Raw genomic sequence first — 18,205 nt, forward strand, 5'->3', positions numbered from 1 at the left:
TTACATTTACATTTGAGTAACATTTAACCAGTCATTAGGTGCTCTTGCAATTAATGAAGTAAATTAATCATTTAATATATGGAAGTAAATAAATGCGCATATTTTTAGCAATAGTCGTTGTGCTTCTCGTTGGCTGCGTTCAAGCACCTACTCAGTCCGTGGAACTTGCTGTAACGGTAGGACGTGATATTGAAAAAATGCATAGTGCTCATACACAGACTATCAGTATTTTGTATTCCCGAATGAGAGCTGATGTGAACGAGTTTATAGATGATGTTTATATGCCTTATGCCATCAAAGAAGCGATTAAGAAAGACCGTATTCGTCAGGCCAGTGGAAAAACGTCATTTATAGATATGATATCTAAGGGACTATCTGCATCTTCAAGCTCTAAACAACAAGAACTTGCTATTGGAGCAATGGAAGTGCTCGTCTCTCAAGTAACTCAGTCTGTTGATAGGCAGCGTAAGCTATTACTTGATAATCTTAATGGGCAAGAAAGAGATCTGTTGGCCTCAACTAATCGATCTTATTTAGCAATTCATCAAGCCAATTCAATTGTAACCGGCCATTTATCTTCTATAGCTAAAGTTCATGAAACTCAAAATGAGTTATTGAGCGAAATAGGGATTGAAACAGATGTAAATAACTTTATCGCAACCAAGCTGGCTATCGCTTCTGATGAAATAGCAGAGCTGACTAATAAAAGTCAGAAAGAACTAGATGATATTGGCGGTGTTGAAGGCGCAAAAGAAAAGCTTCAAAACGCTATCGAAAAACTAAATATCAAATAATAAAAGGTTTTAACATGAGTAAATTAGAAGAATTAGAAAGGTTACTTAGTGATGATTTCTCAGCTATAGAAGAAACGTTCAATGGAACATATGGCTCTGAACTTACCAAGTTATCTGGGCTTTCAATTTCAGATTTAAAAAAAATCAATCCAGAGATTAATGTTGTTGAATATGAAAAGCTAAAAGCGGTTGTGCTCAGAGCATCACAACAAAACCTGAGTCAGGCAGAGTTAAAAATGCGTATACAAGCTTTAGGGGAAACTGCAGTAAAGATAGCGAATATTGCTGACATCATTATCTAACTGTATTGAAATGTATGAAAAGTTGCAGCTAGAAGGTAATTAGTCATCGGATAAGGTCCCTTTCTCCAGCTATGTTTAAGAGTCTTTGTCGTTCTTAAACACAAAAAAACGCCTCACATTTGAGGCGTTTCACAGCTAATAAATAAACTGAGGGTTTATTTGAGTTTTATATGTTTGTAGGTCTACCCGCAATTCTTAACTTGAAATGTAAGGCTGAGTATTGATGGCATTTTGAACGTCTTTTCTTGTGATAATTACGGGGAAAAACCCCCCTTTTTTTTATGTCCCTTTGCCATGAACCCTTATGATAAAAGGGGCGATGACACTTTTTACTTTTGGGGAGGTTTCAACTGTTTTTACTCAGTTTTTGCCTGATGTACGACTCTATATCCTCGGTTAGTTCTTTCGGTAAGCGGGAAAATTCAAATGATTTTTTACGCCCGTCAGCACTGGTTTTTAATCGAGCATAAGTATTCTTGTTTCCGTAAATCGCTAACTCCTCAACCTTCTGTTGAGGCTTAGACTCATCATCAACCAAATGTTCTAATTTCGTCTCGTAATACTCAAGTAACTTAGCTTGAATATCAGAAACATCGGTAGCTTTGGTATTGAATGAGGCCAGTTCATTCTCAACAAAGGTTTCAACGCTGAGTTTCGTTTTGGCGAGGGTTCGTTCAATCTTTCCAAGTCTTGTATAGAACGTAGTCGGAATACCTTCGCAATCAGGGAATGATTCGATTAGTGCTTTGTTTAGTTTTGCAGCATTGAGTTTTTTTCGAATAGTGACAATGCTGACACCAAACTCTTTTCCGATTTGAACCAAATCATCAGAACTAATACCTTGTTCTTCTGCATAATTTAGGTATTTCATACCTACCTCACGCCATGAAAAAAATCTAACCTTTTGCGTTAGTTCAACATAGGCCGCAATGTCTTTCGCACTTGGCAGTTCATCCAGGACCCATAGTGGTAAATCTCGTCCTGCCTTGATTCCACAAAAACGACGACGTGTAGCATCAAAAAGTTCATACCGTTCTAGTTCTTTGTTGAAGTACGCTACACCCTCTTGTTTGATACCCTCTGCTAATACTTCTGGGTAAATGTCTCTTACGGCCTCCAATGTCAAAGACTCTTGGTGGCGGGTATTTAGAGGGTGAGCTATGGTCTTACTCTCAAGCTCTGCGGACGGAATGATTACATGACGAGCCTTATAGTCAGTCTGGCCAAACTTAATTGTTTTTATCATTGGTGCATTTTTATTCGATAAACTTAAACCAGAACCGATCGATAAATTGCCTTTCTTATTTGGACGTTTCATAGCTCTGCCTATTTAATTGCTAATTGAATCAATTCATTCTTGAACTGTTTATAAAATAAATTCACTGAGCTCACTGCCACATCAAATTGCTTGCTGGTACAGACTTCTTCTGACTTTTTTATATCTAAGACAGTTCGTCCAATGTTAGCTGTAGCGGTAAACGCATCACTGTGTGCAATGGTCGACGTCATCAGGTTGTTACGCACAGATCGCATGAGTTTTTGGAACGTGTCGTATTCGGGTTTGCTTGATTCTTGATAGTTTACTGCTGCCAGTTTATACCACTGTAAATTACTACCCATAGATGGGAGTGACTCTAGACGATCTGAAAGGTTGCTCATGAAATTCGTGGTTGAAGCATAGTCATAGTAGCGAGGTGTCACCGGAACAAGCAGCATTTCGGCTGCTTCTAATGCTGACCATGTGATAGGGCTATCTTGGGGTGGCATATCTACAAAGATAACATCAAATACTTCTTTTAGGATTGGCAGTACAACCTCTGAAAACTTACGTAATAAGCGTACTTGCTCATTTTCATCAAGCTGCCAATAAGTATCTACAAAGCGTTCATCGCTTGGGAAAGCGGTAATCACAGATAAATTACTAAGGTGTGTAGAAAACGCGCACTGCTTAATTATCTCTTCAATCGTATAACCATTTTTCAATAGTGCATTCACAGCATTATCTTCATTGTCTGGCTCAAACTCTGCTAGAAGAATATCTGTCATGGTAACGTAAATACTGTCTTCTGCGATTTGCATTGTGCCTTGTCCCGCAGAGCCTTGGGGATCAAGATCAAGTATTAATACGCGAGCATTTAGATCTAAATCCAATGCGGTGGCCGTTGCTAAGGCTAAAGTCGTACTCGTTTTACCGGTACCGCCTTTGTGGTTCGTGACAACGATTAGTTTACTGTCGTGGTGCTCGTGAAATTTAGGAACGCCAAAGTGTTCCATGAGTATGTGTACTTGATCATTAGTGTAAAGGTGTGCTTTTCCTTGTGATGTGTGCTCTCCAATTAATCCAAGTTCTTCTGCCTCAGTCAGCTTCTTTTTGAACGTCGGTTTAGTGGTGCGAAGCTGCTTTATAACTTCTGTTTTATTCAAACTGTGGTTGTAAATTAGACGGTCAACACCATCCACCAAGTCCTCATCTGTCACGTTAATTCTTAGTTGCGTTTTAAGCGCTTCTTCTAAGTGCGATTGCTCTTGGTTCATGTTTATTGCGGTTTGTCTAATTGACTGTAGGACGACGTTCATATCTATAACTCCATGAAAGATAAATCTATATACATACTAACAGTGTCTTTACCAATGTAAAGGTTGTTTTACCATTTTTGGGTAAATTATTTCTTTTGGTGTTTGTGGGGAAAAACCCCCCTTTTTTTATTTTTTAGCAATTCACTATCTTAAAAACTGTGGTGGACCTGGGCGTTACCCTTTGGGCAAGGCTTTTCGCTGGTATCTTTCACCTATGGCCTAAGAGTGGCATCACCCTGATGAGTCACTGCGTGCCGCCCCAGAATGTGCCTCTCTACAGACCCTAGCTAAAAGGATATCGCTGCAATCCTGAACGCCTGCGCCTCGTCATTCTTCCTCGTTGCCGCTTGTCGTGCCTCCTCACTCCTTTCACTGACATCCATTAAGTTCGAGTAAGGACTTGTTGTCTTATGTGCCGATTTTCCTTTCGACTCGCATCATTTGATGGGGCTCGCAGGCTGTTGACTCTCCTCAATCAGAACCTTCTCTGCAAGGGTAAATGAACGCTTCGCGCCCCTGCAGAGAAGAACCCTGTTTGAGGTAGGGACAGCCAAGCGGCTCCATAAAAGTGATACTCAAACAGAAAGGAAACTCCTCATGGCACAACGACATTCAAGCCCAACTCTCCCTAAATTGATGTTCAGCGACCAGCGTTTCGCCGCTGGGCACGAAAGCTCACCAAAAAATGATATCTCAAGTCCGATCGTTGAACGTACAGTTCGTTCGACCGTTTCAGCGACGGTTTCAAAAAGACTTATCTGGGTAAATTCCACTGACTTTAATTCGACTGTTCGAGCGGTCAAAGTGCATGAGATTTTACTTAAGGAGTTTGGTTATACCGACTCTTTGATCTTGGAGGAAAGCCAGAAAGGAAAAGGCGTGAGCATTAGCGTATGTGACCGAGTGACGACTGTGAAACAGATGCGAGAAGATTATGCCTACGCGAAAAAAGAAGAGAGAAACGTTGAAACGACCGCTAAGCATCAAGCCATAGCGACGGATCTTTTAACTAGCTTGTATGGCCAATAACACCAATTTGACGCCGCTCACCACGACTTTAAATTTTAAAAGGAAACGATTATGTCTGTACTTGCTAACTACTCTAATCACAGCCTCTTCTCAGTCGAAGAAAAAGATATCTTGAACCATGCCGCGAGCATTTTAAAATCTAAGTTGTTTGTGTCAGAGCAGACGCCACTCAATTCCCCTGAATTGGTGAAGTCATTTTGTCAGACTTCACTCGCTTCCAATGAAAGCGAAGTGTTTGGGGTGATCTTTCTTGATAGTCAGCATCGAGTTTTACGCACAAAAGAGATGTTTAACGGCACCATTGACGCCGCCTCCGTTTACCCGCGTGAAGTGGTCAAGGAGTCACTGGCCACAAATGCAAGTGCAGTCATTTTTTATCATAACCATCCCAGCGGTGATGCCACACCCAGTCAGGCCGATCGACGTATTACTCGACGATTGACCGACGCGTTAGCCTTGGTTGATATTCGAGTACTCGATCACTTCGTTGTGTCTTTTGAAGATGTGGTGTCGTTTGCGGAGCGTGGTTGGATATAGCCATTAGTTGGTGAAAAATGTTTCTCATTCACGCCTATTCTGGCGTGAATGACTTCGGTAACGTAATGCAGTAAACTAAAGACAATTAAATAAGGTTTCTATTATGTCTGAATCAAGCAAAGTCACATTAAGCGTTGAAGAGCTGATCAACCTAACCGCTCATGCTGCCACTCAAGAGCAGTTAAATGATACGCGTAAAGAACTCGATCAGAAGATCGAAGTGGTTCGGAATGAGGTCCTGGGGGTTCGTAATGAAGTGAGTTCCCTTAAAAACCTCATTATTGCAACAGCCTTCGCGATGATTGCGACGGTAGCCGGTGCCGCGTTTTGGGTTGGCAGTCATATCAATGTTTAATGTTCAAATATGTTTTCTGAAATGCCTCTTATCCTAGAGGCATTTTTTTTTGTCCTCGTTATGTCCTTCGATCGCTTCAACGCTCGCGCTAAAAGACGTTGAGCCAAAGGCTCGACCGCAAGCGGTCGCCAAACTGGCTCTCAGGAGGACTGTAGACCCATTAAATTGATGTTTGATTGTATTACAGTGTATTGATGTCAATTTGTGGTTGCGTGGCTGATAGAGCTTAATTGGCAAGTTTTTTATGATGATCGTTTAAAGCGGATTTTGAAGCACCGCGTCATGGTAAGGGGTTGGATTGGGCGTTACCCCTACGGGGCAAGGCTTTTCGCTTGTATCTTTCATCTATGGCCTAAGAGTGGCATCACCCTGGTGAGTCACTGCGTGCCGCTCCAGAATGTGTCTCTCTACAGTCCCTATCTAAAAGGATATCGCTGCAATCCTGAACGCACTTCTCTCACTGCGTTCGTTGCGCCTCGTCGTGCCTCCTCGTTGCTCTCCCTGCCTTTGAATAAGTTCGAGTAAGGCTTGTTTTCTTATGCGCCGATTTCCTTTCACTCGCATCATTTACGGGCTCGCAGGCTGTTAACCGTCTCTCCCCACAACCTGATTTGCAAGGGTAAATGAACGCTGCGCGCCCTTGCAAAGCAGAACGATGGTGAGAGAGCGGACAGCCAAGCGGCTCCGAAAAGTGATACTCAAACAAAAGGAAAATCCTCATGGCGCAACAAAATTCAAACCTAACTCTCTCTAATTCAAATTCAGTGACCAGCGTTTCGCCGCTGGAGCACGAAAGCTCACCAAAAAATGATATCTCTAAGCGCGTGCAACCAGTAGGGCTAAGTCGTGATATTGCCCTATCAGAATTAAAGTCTGTGGAAGATATAGTCGTGATTGCCGCTCATGTAAAAGCAAGAGCAAGACATTCAAGTGTTTGGCAAGAACTGACGGTTTTGTTCCCAGAAACAGAACTCAATAAGCCGTACTGGGGGCAAGGCATCGCGAGAGGTCATGTGATTACTGAGACGAATAAAGTAGGGCTGAATAGTCGTGCTGTCGTCATGGGGTGGGTGACAGATAGCCATCAATATATCGAAGTATAAAGAGTTGATACCCCCTAATTATAAAATGGAGACTTAAATAATGAAATATCTCTCACACTATATTCAAGACAAACAAACTCAGGCTTTTAATGCGGCAGGGGCGTTCTTTGCTTTTTCTAATCAACAGTTCGATGAGGGAAAAAAAGAGGGCGTGAAATACGCGTCGCTAGGTATGGGGTTAATTTGCCCCACCGATAACGCGAAGCAATTAATGACCCGTTTAGATTCTATCGCTCAAGAAGGGATCGCCGAAGATATCAAGGAGAACGGGAAAAAGGCGATCATTCGCCGTGAGTTATTTAATCATGAGTGTTTCTACACCAATGATATTTGTGATTGTGTGGAAAAGCTCGAAGGGTATGGCATCACTTACGATGAAATTCATGAAGTGTTTAATCATATTCGTAAAACGGAAGACGTTTATTAAGCGTGAAAATTAAAGCGCCTTGATATTTGCTGTCTCAAATATCAAGGCATGTTTAATTACATCGGAGTTAGATTTAATGAACATTCTGAATGCTACACAAGATAGAGAAGAAACGAAAGCAAAATGTTACTTTTGTACGGCCGTGCCGTTTTCGTTGGGTAAAGTGGTCTATACGCAAGGTATTGAGCAGTTATTAGATAATAATGTCGGTGCTAACTTGTCGATTTATTTGCAGCGTCACCAAAGTGGCGATTGGGGAGAGACTTGCATTGAAGATAAAATCACCAATGACGAAGCAACCAAAACAGGCGAGAGAGTGATATCGAATTATACGATTTGTGATCAATCGGTTTGGATAATAACTGAACGTGACCGCAGCGTGACCACAATTTTATTACCTTGTGAATATTGATATCTCAATGGGATGGCATAAAATGAGAGTCCTATTATTAGGGCTCTTTTTTATGATGAAACCATTACTTTATCTTTCGTTGTTATCGCCGTGTTTCAGTCGGGCTTTTTGCTTTGATGAGGCAGGACGATTTTATAATGTCGATCCACAGCTTTTAAAATCCATTGCAACGGTAGAGAGCAGCTTAAAACCGAACGCGTACAATGAAAATAAAAATAGAGTCGGTGAGGTGGTTAGTCGTGACTTTGGATTGATGCAAATTAATTCCCATTGGTTTGATCGACTATCCGAATTTAATGTGAATGAAACAAACATCTATAATCCTTGCTTTAATGTTCATCTTGGCGCGTGGGTATTAAGTTCTAATTTTTCTAGTCATGGTTATAACTGGAACAGCGTCGGCGCGTATAATGCGGGTTTTTCCAAACGCACCGAGAACGCCAGAAAAATATACATCCAAAAAGTCCAATCGGTTTATTTTAAGATGAACGTTCAATAAAAGACCTTGCACCATAACGGTGCAAGGTCTTCAGCTTTTCCTCTCGCTTTCTTCCTTCAATTTCCAGAACCCCCGCATCCCTCGTTCGTCAGATTCATTCGCCACCTGGTCGGCTTTTGTCTTTCGCTGTCAGTTTTTCCCGTCGCTTTGATTAAGGAACTCAGATCATTCGTTCTGAGTTGTTGGTTAGTTGAGTTGGTTACCACACACCACGGCACATTGATTTCAATGTGAATGGTTGTCTGTGAGAAATATAAAGACAATAAAAACAATAGCTTACAGTTGGTATTGGAGGCAAAGTAGAGCGTGAAAAAATTTTCAAAATCTCAACTAATTAGCCGCTAAAATCCCAGTGTAAAAATATGTAATCACATTGAATTGTCATTGACGCCTTTCTGTGTAAGGGATTGTGGTGATTTCAATCTAAATTCAATGAGATTTAATTGAATTGTTATTTAACCCTTTAGCAGTAAGGTTGTAGCGGTTTTTTTGAAACTAAGTACAATGGGTTTACATTAAGAATTTATTGGATTTCATTGGGGCTTAAAGGTGGGCTTCATTGACATTCATTGAGGAGGAAAAGCTAAATTATGTCACGTTCTTACCCTTTACAAAGCTCCCTTCGAGGGAAGCTAGAGCAAGATTTTAAGAAATTCAGAGACAGAGAAAAGCTAAGTGATGCCGAGGCAACTCGTCAGCTTTTTACCTTGGCGTTGCGCATCAAACTGAATGACAGTGACGATGAGCGGCCGTCGAACCGTGAGTTGATGGAAGAAACGTATCGTAGGGTTAGGCAGGTACAAGGCGTGCTAAATTTAAATTTGGCGCATAGCTTTGATGGGGAGGGATATTATAAGAATAAAGCGGATTCGATTGAGCAAAGAAAATCCAACACCGCTTTGGTTGATAAAAGCGTCGACGAGTATCTTGAAGGCGAAAAAAAAGGGTAGCCACTGGCTACCCTTATATTATCGCTCTAACTCTCTGTCGATTTCTCTGTCTTCCCAATGGCTCTCTTTCTCTGAGTGATTCAATGCCATCTCTTGTTGAGGTGAATATTCTTTTGGCTCAAAGTGGTCGAGTGATTGGCTGTCGGTTTCTTTTTTCTCATTATAGTTGAGGGTGTCTAATTCGCTCTCTTGATGAGAAGTGTACGTCTCACTTAATTCAAGGCTATGTGCGCTGTTATCTCGCTCTAGTTTATCAATACACGATTTAATGTCCTCTTTAAGATTATCATCTGACATGAATTGAATGTCTCGACCATTAAAGTTCTCGACGATTTTTTCAATGTTGTTCGGGTTTAAATCGTGGTTGCCGTGATTTAATACAATAATGATGTTCTGTCTCAGTTCATCGGTAGAGATGTTTTGAATATCGTTCTTATGATTGACGTTGATAATATCAATTTGTCCTTGGGTTTGGTCTCGAATTAAGAAAGAGTTCTCAATCGAGGTACTGATGATGGTGGTGTTTAAATTCTCTCCTTGATGGAATTGGGTTAATTGTTTGGACTTTGTGCCTAGGGTTCTTGGGTTAATATCTAGGGAGGTGTCTTTATTTCCTTGAGTGTCTAAATAGGTCACTTCAATGGCTTTAGTTTCACCTTCTTTATTGTGGATGTTGGTTAACATCGCAGGATGAAGAGATCTATCTTCGGATGAATAGACCGCTGGGTGGAACTTAACCTGGTTATTTTCAATGTTATTGACACCGAGCTTGTTTAAGTACGTTTGGGCCAACGTGTTATCCATCGGTAAGCTTTGATTGATATAATCTTTAGCCCGTTCTTCAAACTGCGCAATATGCCTTGGGGTGGTGCTCAGTAATTTGTCGTGTTTATTGTTTTCCTCCAATTGATATTTATCTGGCTCATTGAGCATCTTGTGCGCTTCATTCATCGCGGCTTTATAATTCATTTCCTTATGACTCATAATAAGGTTAATCAATGCGCCTTTTTCGCCTGTGGTGTAGTCTTTGAAATACCCACGATGCTCTCCGGTTAAGGTGACTTTAATGGCGGATTTTCCAATGCCAAAGGTTAAATAATCCCGGTCTGATTTGGATTGATTCGGCTGGCCTAATAACTGAATGGCGAGGCTTTCGGTGTATTTGGGTAGTTGCGTATTAATGTGCTCCCTAAATGTGTTGTAGTCAAAGTCACCGCTTTTATTTTGGAATCGGACGTCCTCATGAGGCAGAGCATTACGGTTAAAGTAGGTGGTGTCTTTGGGGGGCGTTTGGTTGAGGGTTTCTATCGCACTGGCTTTATGGCTCTCTTTAGAAAGCCAGCTTTTGACCAATTGTTTGGTGTTGTCGGTATAGAGCCGAATGTGCTGACTGGCACGAGTCACATCGATACCGGCGCGTCTTAAGTTGGTCAGTGCGCCTTTGCTTTGTATCGCGCTAATGACGTGTTGATAGGTGGACCCTTGCGCCATGTCTGCGGTCCGACTGTAAGCGTAGTCCCAGTGCCCGTCTTTAAGCGCATTAGGGTTAAGGTTGAGTGTTTGTCCTGTCTTAGATTGAGCGATAACATTGTCTGTAGTCGCTTGCGTGATGCGGTACTCCACGTTGGCTTTAATGCCGCGCTCTTTATCGGTAAAACGGGTGATGATTTTATCGCCGGTTGAAAGTGGCTTTTCTGACGTAGAGAACAGGGTGGTGAAACGGTGGTCACGGTTACGCGGTAAGAACGGCCTTGTCTTACCTGTACTCGCGTCTTGAAGTGTTACTACGCCATGCTCTGAATCTACGTGAGTAATGGTGGCGTACTCACCGGGCTTGGTGCTCAGTATCAAGCCTTTTTGATACGGCATCATGGTGGTGAGCTCTTCCCCGGTCGCGCCGATTGAGCGTAGCCTCGTTGCGATGACGTTCTCTTTGCCTAACTCACTCTTTTTCATCAAACCGACACGGATGTGTTCGGTGATGGTGTCTCGCTCCTGGTTGGTGTACGCGATAATCAGTGTGTTGTCTCGCGTGTCGGGCGTGCGCTCTAAATAGTCTTTGGCGACCACATAGGGCAGTTTCTCTGTGGCGGTGAGCTGCGCTCTGCGTCGGTCTTTGTCGTTTTCATCCAGCGTAGAAATGACATGTTGACTGTTGCCTTGGGTATCAGGGGTTTGCTGCTGGAGCTTATCCAGGGCGCTCTGTGGCTGCTTATCAATGGTGTTTTGCGCTGCATTAAGTAAGGTGTCGTTTTGCTGACGGATGATGTCGGTCATGTAAGCGGTATCGATGCGGCCTTGGCTCATGGCCAGCTCAAAGGGTTTGCCGGCACTGAGCGATAAAAGCTGCTCTTTATCGCCCAATTTGGCTGTTTTGGACTGACTGTCATTGACCAGCTTTGTGAACTCATCGGCTTGCTTGTTGCTGACCATGGAGCTTTCATCGAGAAAGAACAAAGTGTGTTGGTAGTCGTTGGCATCGCGGTTTCCTTGTCGGATGTCAGAGAGCAAACTTTCCAGGGTTTGCGCTTTCACGCCTTTGCTTTCGAGCTCTGCTACCGCTGCGTGTGTGGGCGCAAGACCGATGACACTTTGCTCTGGTTGCTGGCTGGCTTCTTTCACTAACTGGATAAGTTCAATGTTGGATTCAAGCATGGTGGACTTACCTGTACCGGCTAACCCTTGGATGGCCACAAAGCTGTCTTTGGTGGTTGAGATAAGGGTGATGGCGTCCTTTTGCCCTTGAGTTAGGCGAGGCTTGGTGTCGAGAAAGTCTTGCACCTGCTTAGGCGTTGCAAAAGGTTGATGTTGGCCTTTACCATCATCGATGTTTTGCAGGATACGCTTTTCAGTTTCTAGCGCGGCGTGCGTCGTCCAGCGTGTGCCGTCACTGTACTCTGCAGAGAGGGTGTCGCTGCGTTTAGTCAGCTCTGTTTCAACCAGCTCTTTGGTAATAGAGCCACCGGCTTCTTCAAAGGCGTAACGCACCGCTTCCACCACTAAGGCTTTTTGGCTAAACGCCGCTTCTCGCTCTGAGAGGTGGTTCAGGGCAAAGCTGACCGATTTTTCGATGAGTGGGGCGTTTTGCGCGTTGGCCAGTGCTGACAGCGCTTGACTGACATCCTGCTTTAGTAAATCTTGGGTGGCATCGTTTAGGTAGCGGTCGTTGACGTTTTGCGTCTGCAGTACACGCTCAATGGCTGACGGGGAAACCTGCTCTTTTTCAAGTGCGCTTTGGGCTTTGTCTGGTTTGTCGGTGAAGATATCAAGGCGCTCTGTTTTTTCAGTCAGGTCGTTTATCAGGGGCTTAGATAGGGTAAACGCTTTGCCAGACAGTAAAGTATGGGCTTTTGGCTCAATATGGTGGGCGCCGTGAACGTAGTCGTATTGCAGCGGCGCGTCTTTTAGGCTCTCTAAGTTGACGCGCTGCGTTTCCCCTTTGCTCTCAAGCGTGAGGCTTTCTTTGTCAATGTGAGTGACAAGGTAGCTTTGGTTCGCGTCCAAGCCAGCAGGGAAGTGTTTGCCTAACGTTCGAAGGCGTTCGCCTTGGGCGATGTTGAGACTTTGCGGTTTATTGATTTGCATCTTCATGAGCTTAAAGGCGCGACTGGACGGGTCAAAGGTGTGTGACTGTCCATCGCGTTTACTGAGTGCGGTCATGGTGTTGCTCTCTTTATCGATACTGGCGATGACAAAACTCTGAGGTTTGTTTTTCTCCCAATGGGTGAGTGTCATGCCAGGTTTGTAGTGTTGAACGAGGGGTTGCTGCGCTTTAGAGAGGTGGTGAGGGGTTTGAGTGAATAGGGTGGTTTCGTATCTGGCGAGGGCGCCGGTATTTTTGAGCTGGCCCCGTATCGCTTCGGTTAACCGCCGCTGCTCGACGCTGGAGGTGGCAATCACTTGCGTGTTGGCTTTATCGGGGAGGTCTGAGTACACCCGCGCTATCCTATCGGTATCATTGTCATGCAGTTTTACGCTGGTATGACTGGCTCGCTTGCCAACCCAAGAATGACTCTCCACATTGCCTTTTTGATACAGCGAGATAGCGTTATTGGCTTTAAATCCCTGACGGCTTGATACGCGGTTAAGCATCACTACTTTACTGCTCGATTGTTTGGCTTTATCGGTGAGGGCCAACAATTCATTGGCGCTCATCTTATTGGCGTCATCGATGAGCAAGACGTCTTTATTGGTCAGCGGCGTATCGCTTTGCAATAAGCTGTGGGTGGTGTGGCGCTGCTCTGGTGAAAAGAGCTGACCGACCCAGGCGCTGAGAGTTTGACTCTTACGCTGGACGCTCTCCATACCCTCTGTCTTGGCTTTCACGCTTTGGGAGACCAATTGGACACGTTTACCACTGTGATTGCCTACATTGAGTAGCTGCTGTGCAATATCTTGTGATGAGCCATGTACATTCACCACATGGAACTGTTTGGTGGAGTGGTACAGGTCGGTCAGTATACGCTGCTGGTTTTCAGGGATAGCGAGCTTGTTGAGCGTGCTGGATTCAACGTGGGTGCGCATGTGATGCACCCGGCCTTGGGTGCTGTCGATAAGCGCTTGTTCGTTATCAATTAAGCCTTTGGTGGTGTATTGCCCTTTGTGATTGAGTCCTATCAAGTCGCCTTGTTTAATCATTTCATCCGCGACTTTTTTGATATCAAGGGCGTTGAGTTGCACGCCGCCTTTGGTGAACTCTGAGGCGGTGAGTTCAATGATTTTTTCTAGGTGTAACGCTGTGCTGTATTGCCCTAGATGGTCAATGGCTCTACTGATGGCGGCTTGGGTTTCACCAAGTGGTGGGGTGTTTTGCGCTTCTTTCACTTGTTGCGCCATGGTGACAAGCTCTGCGGGCTCATACCCTTGCTCTTTTACGGTGCTTTGCCACTGTTTGTTGAGGCTGTCACTGCTCTGGTAGGTTTTGCTTTTACGAGTATCGAGGTTTGCTACGTCTTTCGCCGCGCGCGAGTCAAAGCCTAAATCGAGTGTGCGTTGGTCAATTTGTTGTTTGCGAGTGGACGACGCATCAAGAATAGGCTGAGGGACACCGCTGATTTCGAACTGACCGTTACCGACGCCTCGCGTGGAATAACCGAGGGTTTCTGCCTCTTTAGCTAATTGGCTCTGGTACAAGATACCGTAGTATTTTTGGAAGTTGTAAATGCGCTCACCAGTGCCGTTAATCACGCCCCCTTTTTGTTTTAGGCTGGATGCAAGCGTGCGAAGTTTTCCTTCTTGATCGCGCGTCATGTTAGCGGCTAGCGCGTGAGAGTGGACCTGTGGGTCGTTTTCACGGCTGGTCTTATGGCGCACGACTGCGAATATCATCGAGTCGGTGTTGTGAAACTCGCGTGCTCCCTCTTTGTTGATGGTAGTGAATTGTGCCACGTCTTTTTCGAGCTCTGTTAAGGCGAACTTCACTGCGTTATTGTGCGCTTCAATAAGTCGATGGTCGCCACTGACAAGCGCAAGAACGCTGACGGTTTTAGGTGCAGAAAAGGTCAGGTCGAAGCCCGATTTATGATCATTTCGTTTCCCTTTAATGGTTTCACCACCCAGGTTGCCAGAGAGCACCGACTCTAGGGTGGCTTGCTCTACGGGCTTTCCCGCCAGTCCCGCTTCGATGGCCAGCTTGCCATGCCAGAAGGTGTTTTCTCCCTGGCCTTTTTCCTTGAGGTAATAGTTATCGCCCACGTCTTTTTCTAAAGAGACGTCAGGTAGGTCTTTGGGGTTTTCTTCGGTGAGGTAATATTTGGCCGCGCCAGAAGCGGATTTCAATGGGCTAATAGAAAGCATGAGTATTTTCCTTGTGCAACGCAAATCGCCGCTAGCAGCAAAACTGAGCGGTGGTAATAACGGGAGACGGAATTACAAAGCCTTGCCATGCAAGGCTTTGAATAGTGATGATTCGAGATGATAAGGCTCTATGTATGTTTATAGTGCACTATAACTAAATGTTTAGTAGTAACTAAGATTGAGTCAGTGCACTTTTTGACACGATGAGTGCCAAGTATAGGCAAGTCAGGCCTATCGAATGCAATAAACCAAATAACGAGTACTCCATGCTGATGCTCAGGAGTAAAGCGAATCCTGCAGAGGTGAGTACAATGTAGTGAGGCGTGTTTTAACAAAAACCACCACGAGGCGCTTCAAACCATACAGTAATAAAGAGCCCGTGGTCGCGATGAAAAGTTGCGTCCATTGAAATGGACTCTCGGTGATCTGCATAAGACAAAGTGCGGAAAATAAGAGCGAGACGACCAAGGTCTCGAAGATAAATCTAGACAAACTCGGTAACATGAAAATATCTAATAGACTTGGGATGCAATGACCTATTTCTGTCTTGTGTGGCTATCGACTATTTGGTGCGCTATTCAACCATATCGCCCGCTTCCATCTCTATTTCCGGCGAGATGGCTTGCTCTTCAATGGTGCGTTGCGCTTGCTCCTGGTACTCGTGATTGTCTTGAGCCTTTGACTCGACCATCGCTTGCACGGTGTCACTTTGCATCGCTTCTTTCATTTGGCTTGCCTCGTTGAGCATCTCTTCTTTTGAATCGAACTTGGCTTGTTGCAGGTCGAGAAGGGGTTGCTGCTCTTCTTTAGATAGGTGAAGGCTCGGTGCGACGCTTTCGTAGTAGGTGGCTTGGGCATAGGCCTCCTGCATAGGCTGTGACAATGTCACGCTTCTTTTGTTGAATGATGGGCAGATGTCTTTCATGACATCGAACTCCAAGTCCAGTTTGGTGATGAGGTCAACGCCTGGTGTGCGTAGGTAACACTGCAAATCGTCCAGGGCTTGTATCTCACTCGGCGAGACCACCGGTCTTGTAACCGTTTGGTGGCCCAGAGAGACGCCATCACGCAGCGTGTTCGCGCCATACGACACGTTTTCTTTAGAAATATCGACTTCTTGCTCCCCCAAGTCTTTGGAAGAGATTTGCGCCATTTGTGCGGAAGGAGCACGAAAGAAAAAGCGCGTGTTCAACAAATCAAACATCTCATCGGCGGCGTTCTTGCCATAGGTTTTCACCAACTGCGCGTACGATTGGATACCAATTAAGTAGCACCCGCCAAATTTTCGCACTTCGGCTATGATGGAACCCAATTCTGGCAGTTTGTGAAGGCTGGGCATTTCATCCATCAAGACCCAAATGCGGCGGTCTTCATCGGCTTCTAATCCTAAAATGGCGTTGGACGCGATAGCCAACCACATGGAGATGAGCGGCCTAAGTGACGCATGCTGCTGCGCGTTACTCGATAAGAACAAAAAACCGGTCTGCTTATCGTCTTGTACCCAGTCTGTAATAGAAAACTTCTTCTGCAGCGCTTGGTCTCGATGCTCATCATCAAGACCGTCTAAAAAACGCATGCTTTTCATGTAGGTGGCCAACACCGATTTGATGGAAATCGCGGTTTTCTTGATGTCCTTCGATGCCAAGGCCGCCGCCTCGGTGCCTTCAAGAAAATTACCCAACGCTTCAAGCTCACTGGTCAAAATTAAACTCAATAGGCGTGCGGTCGTCGCGGGTTTATTGTCCTGGCTCATGCGAAAGGCGGTGGATGAAAAAATGGTGCGCGCTGAGTCAACCCAAAATGGATCGCCATCGCCGTGTTGTGGGATGAGGGCCGCCGCCATGTTCTCAAAGTCAGGGGCGTCTTTCGCGTCGCACCACACGTCCCAATTCGCGCATCGAGCATCAAACGGATTCAATATGACGTCGGTCTCAGGGCGGTAGAATTTACTGGTGAACACACACCCTTTGTCGTAAATGATGGCTTTGTCGCCACGCGCTCGTATCCATCGCACCAGTTTGCGGATCATCACTGATTTACCCGCGCCCGTGGTGCCATCAATGAGCAGATGTTGCACCTCAAACGATTGTTTGAGCAGCGCATGGCCATCAATCTTAAATTTAGAAATGGTGCCATCGCCATAACCGCGTTTACGGTTCACTTTCGCACGCTTAATTTGCATCTTAGTTAAGACTTGTGGCTCAACCAGGCGAAAACCACGCACATGAAAGTCTTCACTCTGTTTCTCGCCTTGCTCTTTGAAAAAACGCTGCAGCAGATAAAAGATGAAGAATCCGACCAACATCGAAATGAGGTAATAGACTTGGAAGTTTCGCCACACCTCGGCGTGAATATCGAGAAGCACGACATTTTCAAGCTGAGACGCGAGCGTGGACTGGTAGCGCTCACCGTCCCACACCGTGGTCACCAAGCTGTCTAATGGTTTGCCGAACTTAGCGTATAAAATGTTCCGCCAGTAATAGAACTCCCCCCAAAAGGCGTGACGCGGAGCTTGCCACAGTGTTAGTGCGAGGGTAGCCAATAACATCCCAAAACCAATGAACTTGATGAGGGTGTTGTTGACTTGAAAGAACATTCGAATGGAATGGAAGGTGACTTGGCCACCTCGGGTAAAATGGTTACTTTTCTTACGGGTACGCATCGTCGCTCCTTATTTAAGAGTTGGCGTTGAAGGTAAAGTGGTGAAATGAACGTGTTCACTGCCATTCAAAGGAAAGGCCGCGCTTACGCCATGATTTTCATTGGGGATTTGATACACTGTGCGACTGATTGGATAAACAGAGCGCTTTGATGAGTCAAAATTTAAAACACTACCTAGCTCTGGATGAGCTGGTTACCCATTCACTGCTGACGCTCTATTGCACTATGAGTCAGCAAGGCGGGTTTTGGACGGTCAAGAAACGCAATGCCTTCTTGGTGAAATACCTCAAACCGAAAGTAAAGCAGGCTCAATTCTCTGTGTGCAAAAACGACCTAAAAACCATGCTCACTATTGGTCGCCAAACCAGAGGCAATCTTGAGCAAAAGTTGTGGACGGTCAATCAACTGAACCTTGAGTATCAGGCTAGATTGTCACAGGCGGATGAACTCTATCTCATGCTGACAGACCTCAATGAGCAGCACCAGTTTCCTTCCAAGCTCGACCATCCCGACAAAGCGAGCGAGGAGGAGATCTTGTACATGACCCAGTCAGAAATTGAAGAAGGGTTTGATAAAGACAATAACCAAATCAAACCCTTGGTGATGACTGTCAAAACGACGCGCCTCAAAGCGCTGATTGAGGCCGTGCAAGCCCAAGGTGTCTATCGCGTAGAAATCAAGCATGTGGATGATCATGAAGTGATTCACTTACTCTTGCATCGCATTTAATCGCATGAACGTAAGTCGTGCGAATGTAACGCCA

At 44.9% G+C, this 18,205-nt stretch carries 15 protein-coding genes; 11 read left to right on the forward strand and 4 right to left on the reverse strand.

Annotated features, from left to right (window positions below):
* The first annotated feature begins 92 nt into the window (after positions 1-92).
* Positions 93-794 (forward strand): hypothetical protein, encoded by a 702-nt coding sequence (locus M4S28_RS26125; RefSeq protein ID WP_016767520.1) that lies wholly within the window; start codon positions 93-95, stop codon positions 792-794.
* A gap of 14 nt (positions 795-808) precedes the next feature.
* On the forward strand, positions 809-1,096 hold the full coding sequence (locus M4S28_RS26130; RefSeq protein WP_016767519.1) for a hypothetical protein: 288 nt from the start codon (positions 809-811) through the stop codon (positions 1,094-1,096).
* A 346-nt stretch (positions 1,097-1,442) separates the two neighbouring features.
* Here M4S28_RS26130 and M4S28_RS26135 read toward each other — a convergent pair whose 3' ends face one another.
* Together M4S28_RS26135 and M4S28_RS26140 are read right to left on the reverse strand one after the other, a co-directional pair.
* Positions 1,443-2,414 carry a ParB family protein gene (locus M4S28_RS26135; RefSeq protein WP_249633782.1) on the reverse strand — a complete coding sequence of 324 codons (972 nt, stop codon included), beginning with the start codon at positions 2,412-2,414 and terminating at the stop codon, positions 1,443-1,445.
* Between the two features lie 8 nt (positions 2,415-2,422).
* Positions 2,423-3,673: a ParA family protein gene (locus M4S28_RS26140; RefSeq protein ID WP_016767517.1), complete on the reverse strand. Its 1,251-nt coding sequence runs from the start codon at positions 3,671-3,673 to the stop codon at positions 2,423-2,425.
* A 597-nt stretch (positions 3,674-4,270) separates the two neighbouring features.
* On the opposite strand from M4S28_RS26140, the gene M4S28_RS26145 reads away from it, so the two are divergent.
* The 8 genes from M4S28_RS26145 to M4S28_RS26180 all read left to right on the forward strand — a co-directional run bounded on the left by M4S28_RS26145 (position 4,271) and on the right by M4S28_RS26180 (position 8,985).
* Positions 4,271-4,702: a hypothetical protein gene (locus M4S28_RS26145; RefSeq protein ID WP_249633783.1), complete on the forward strand. Its 432-nt coding sequence runs from the start codon at positions 4,271-4,273 to the stop codon at positions 4,700-4,702.
* 51 nt (positions 4,703-4,753) lie between these two features.
* Positions 4,754-5,239, forward strand: a complete 486-nt coding sequence (gene radC, locus M4S28_RS26150; RefSeq protein ID WP_016799664.1) for a RadC family protein — start codon at positions 4,754-4,756, stop codon at positions 5,237-5,239.
* A 103-nt stretch (positions 5,240-5,342) separates the two neighbouring features.
* Positions 5,343-5,594, forward strand: a complete 252-nt coding sequence (locus M4S28_RS26155; protein WP_249633784.1) for a DUF1640 domain-containing protein — start codon at positions 5,343-5,345, stop codon at positions 5,592-5,594.
* 719 nt (positions 5,595-6,313) lie between these two features.
* On the forward strand, positions 6,314-6,697 hold the full coding sequence (locus tag M4S28_RS26160) for a hypothetical protein (protein ID WP_249633785.1): 384 nt from the start codon (positions 6,314-6,316) through the stop codon (positions 6,695-6,697).
* 40 nt (positions 6,698-6,737) lie between these two features.
* The gene (locus M4S28_RS26165) at positions 6,738-7,124 is read left to right on the forward strand and encodes a DUF7659 family protein (protein WP_249633786.1); all 387 of its coding nucleotides are present in this window, start codon (positions 6,738-6,740) and stop codon (positions 7,122-7,124) included.
* Positions 7,125-7,200: 76 nt separating this feature from the next.
* Complete coding sequence (locus M4S28_RS26170; protein ID WP_016786841.1) at positions 7,201-7,536, forward strand: hypothetical protein; 336 nt, start codon at positions 7,201-7,203, stop codon at positions 7,534-7,536.
* Positions 7,537-7,591: 55 nt separating this feature from the next.
* Complete coding sequence (locus M4S28_RS26175) at positions 7,592-8,035, forward strand: lytic transglycosylase domain-containing protein (protein WP_445329549.1); 444 nt, start codon at positions 7,592-7,594, stop codon at positions 8,033-8,035.
* 590 nt (positions 8,036-8,625) lie between these two features.
* Positions 8,626-8,985 carry a hypothetical protein gene (locus tag M4S28_RS26180; RefSeq protein ID WP_016790675.1) on the forward strand — a complete coding sequence of 120 codons (360 nt, stop codon included), beginning with the start codon at positions 8,626-8,628 and terminating at the stop codon, positions 8,983-8,985.
* 18 nt (positions 8,986-9,003) lie between these two features.
* On the opposite strand, the gene traI is transcribed toward M4S28_RS26180, so the two are convergent.
* The gene (gene traI / locus M4S28_RS26185) at positions 9,004-14,781 is read right to left on the reverse strand and encodes a conjugative transfer relaxase/helicase TraI (RefSeq protein ID WP_249633788.1); all 5,778 of its coding nucleotides are present in this window, start codon (positions 14,779-14,781) and stop codon (positions 9,004-9,006) included.
* A gap of 574 nt (positions 14,782-15,355) precedes the next feature.
* Positions 15,356-17,443 carry a type IV conjugative transfer system coupling protein TraD gene (gene traD, locus M4S28_RS26190; protein ID WP_102537212.1) on the reverse strand — a complete coding sequence of 696 codons (2,088 nt, stop codon included), beginning with the start codon at positions 17,441-17,443 and terminating at the stop codon, positions 15,356-15,358.
* Between the two features lie 149 nt (positions 17,444-17,592).
* Here traD and M4S28_RS26195 point away from each other — a divergent pair, with 149 nt between their 5' ends.
* Positions 17,593-18,171 (forward strand): DUF2913 family protein, encoded by a 579-nt coding sequence (locus M4S28_RS26195; RefSeq protein ID WP_249633789.1) that lies wholly within the window; start codon positions 17,593-17,595, stop codon positions 18,169-18,171.
* Positions 18,172-18,205: the final 34 nt, after the last annotated feature.

The sequence above is a fragment of the Vibrio sp. J383 genome (assembly GCF_023503985.1).
Classification (GTDB): domain Bacteria; phylum Pseudomonadota; class Gammaproteobacteria; order Enterobacterales; family Vibrionaceae; genus Vibrio; species Vibrio splendidus.

Coding starts and splice junctions, on each gene's coding strand:
- M4S28_RS26125 (WP_016767520.1), top strand. CDS start 93: ATGCGCATATTTTTAGCAATAGTCGTTGTGCTTCTCGTTGGCTGCGTT.
- M4S28_RS26130 (WP_016767519.1), top strand. CDS start 809: ATGAGTAAATTAGAAGAATTAGAAAGGTTACTTAGTGATGATTTCTCA.
- M4S28_RS26135 (WP_249633782.1), bottom strand. CDS start 2,414: ATGAAACGTCCAAATAAGAAAGGCAATTTATCGATCGGTTCTGGTTTA.
- M4S28_RS26140 (WP_016767517.1), bottom strand. CDS start 3,673: ATGAACGTCGTCCTACAGTCAATTAGACAAACCGCAATAAACATGAAC.
- M4S28_RS26145 (WP_249633783.1), top strand. CDS start 4,271: ATGGCACAACGACATTCAAGCCCAACTCTCCCTAAATTGATGTTCAGC.
- radC (WP_016799664.1), top strand. CDS start 4,754: ATGTCTGTACTTGCTAACTACTCTAATCACAGCCTCTTCTCAGTCGAA.
- M4S28_RS26155 (WP_249633784.1), top strand. CDS start 5,343: ATGTCTGAATCAAGCAAAGTCACATTAAGCGTTGAAGAGCTGATCAAC.
- M4S28_RS26160 (WP_249633785.1), top strand. CDS start 6,314: ATGGCGCAACAAAATTCAAACCTAACTCTCTCTAATTCAAATTCAGTG.
- M4S28_RS26165 (WP_249633786.1), top strand. CDS start 6,738: ATGAAATATCTCTCACACTATATTCAAGACAAACAAACTCAGGCTTTT.
- M4S28_RS26170 (WP_016786841.1), top strand. CDS start 7,201: ATGAACATTCTGAATGCTACACAAGATAGAGAAGAAACGAAAGCAAAA.
- M4S28_RS26175 (WP_445329549.1), top strand. CDS start 7,592: ATGAAACCATTACTTTATCTTTCGTTGTTATCGCCGTGTTTCAGTCGG.
- M4S28_RS26180 (WP_016790675.1), top strand. CDS start 8,626: ATGTCACGTTCTTACCCTTTACAAAGCTCCCTTCGAGGGAAGCTAGAG.
- traI (WP_249633788.1), bottom strand. CDS start 14,781: ATGCTTTCTATTAGCCCATTGAAATCCGCTTCTGGCGCGGCCAAATAT.
- traD (WP_102537212.1), bottom strand. CDS start 17,443: ATGCGTACCCGTAAGAAAAGTAACCATTTTACCCGAGGTGGCCAAGTC.
- M4S28_RS26195 (WP_249633789.1), top strand. CDS start 17,593: ATGAGTCAAAATTTAAAACACTACCTAGCTCTGGATGAGCTGGTTACC.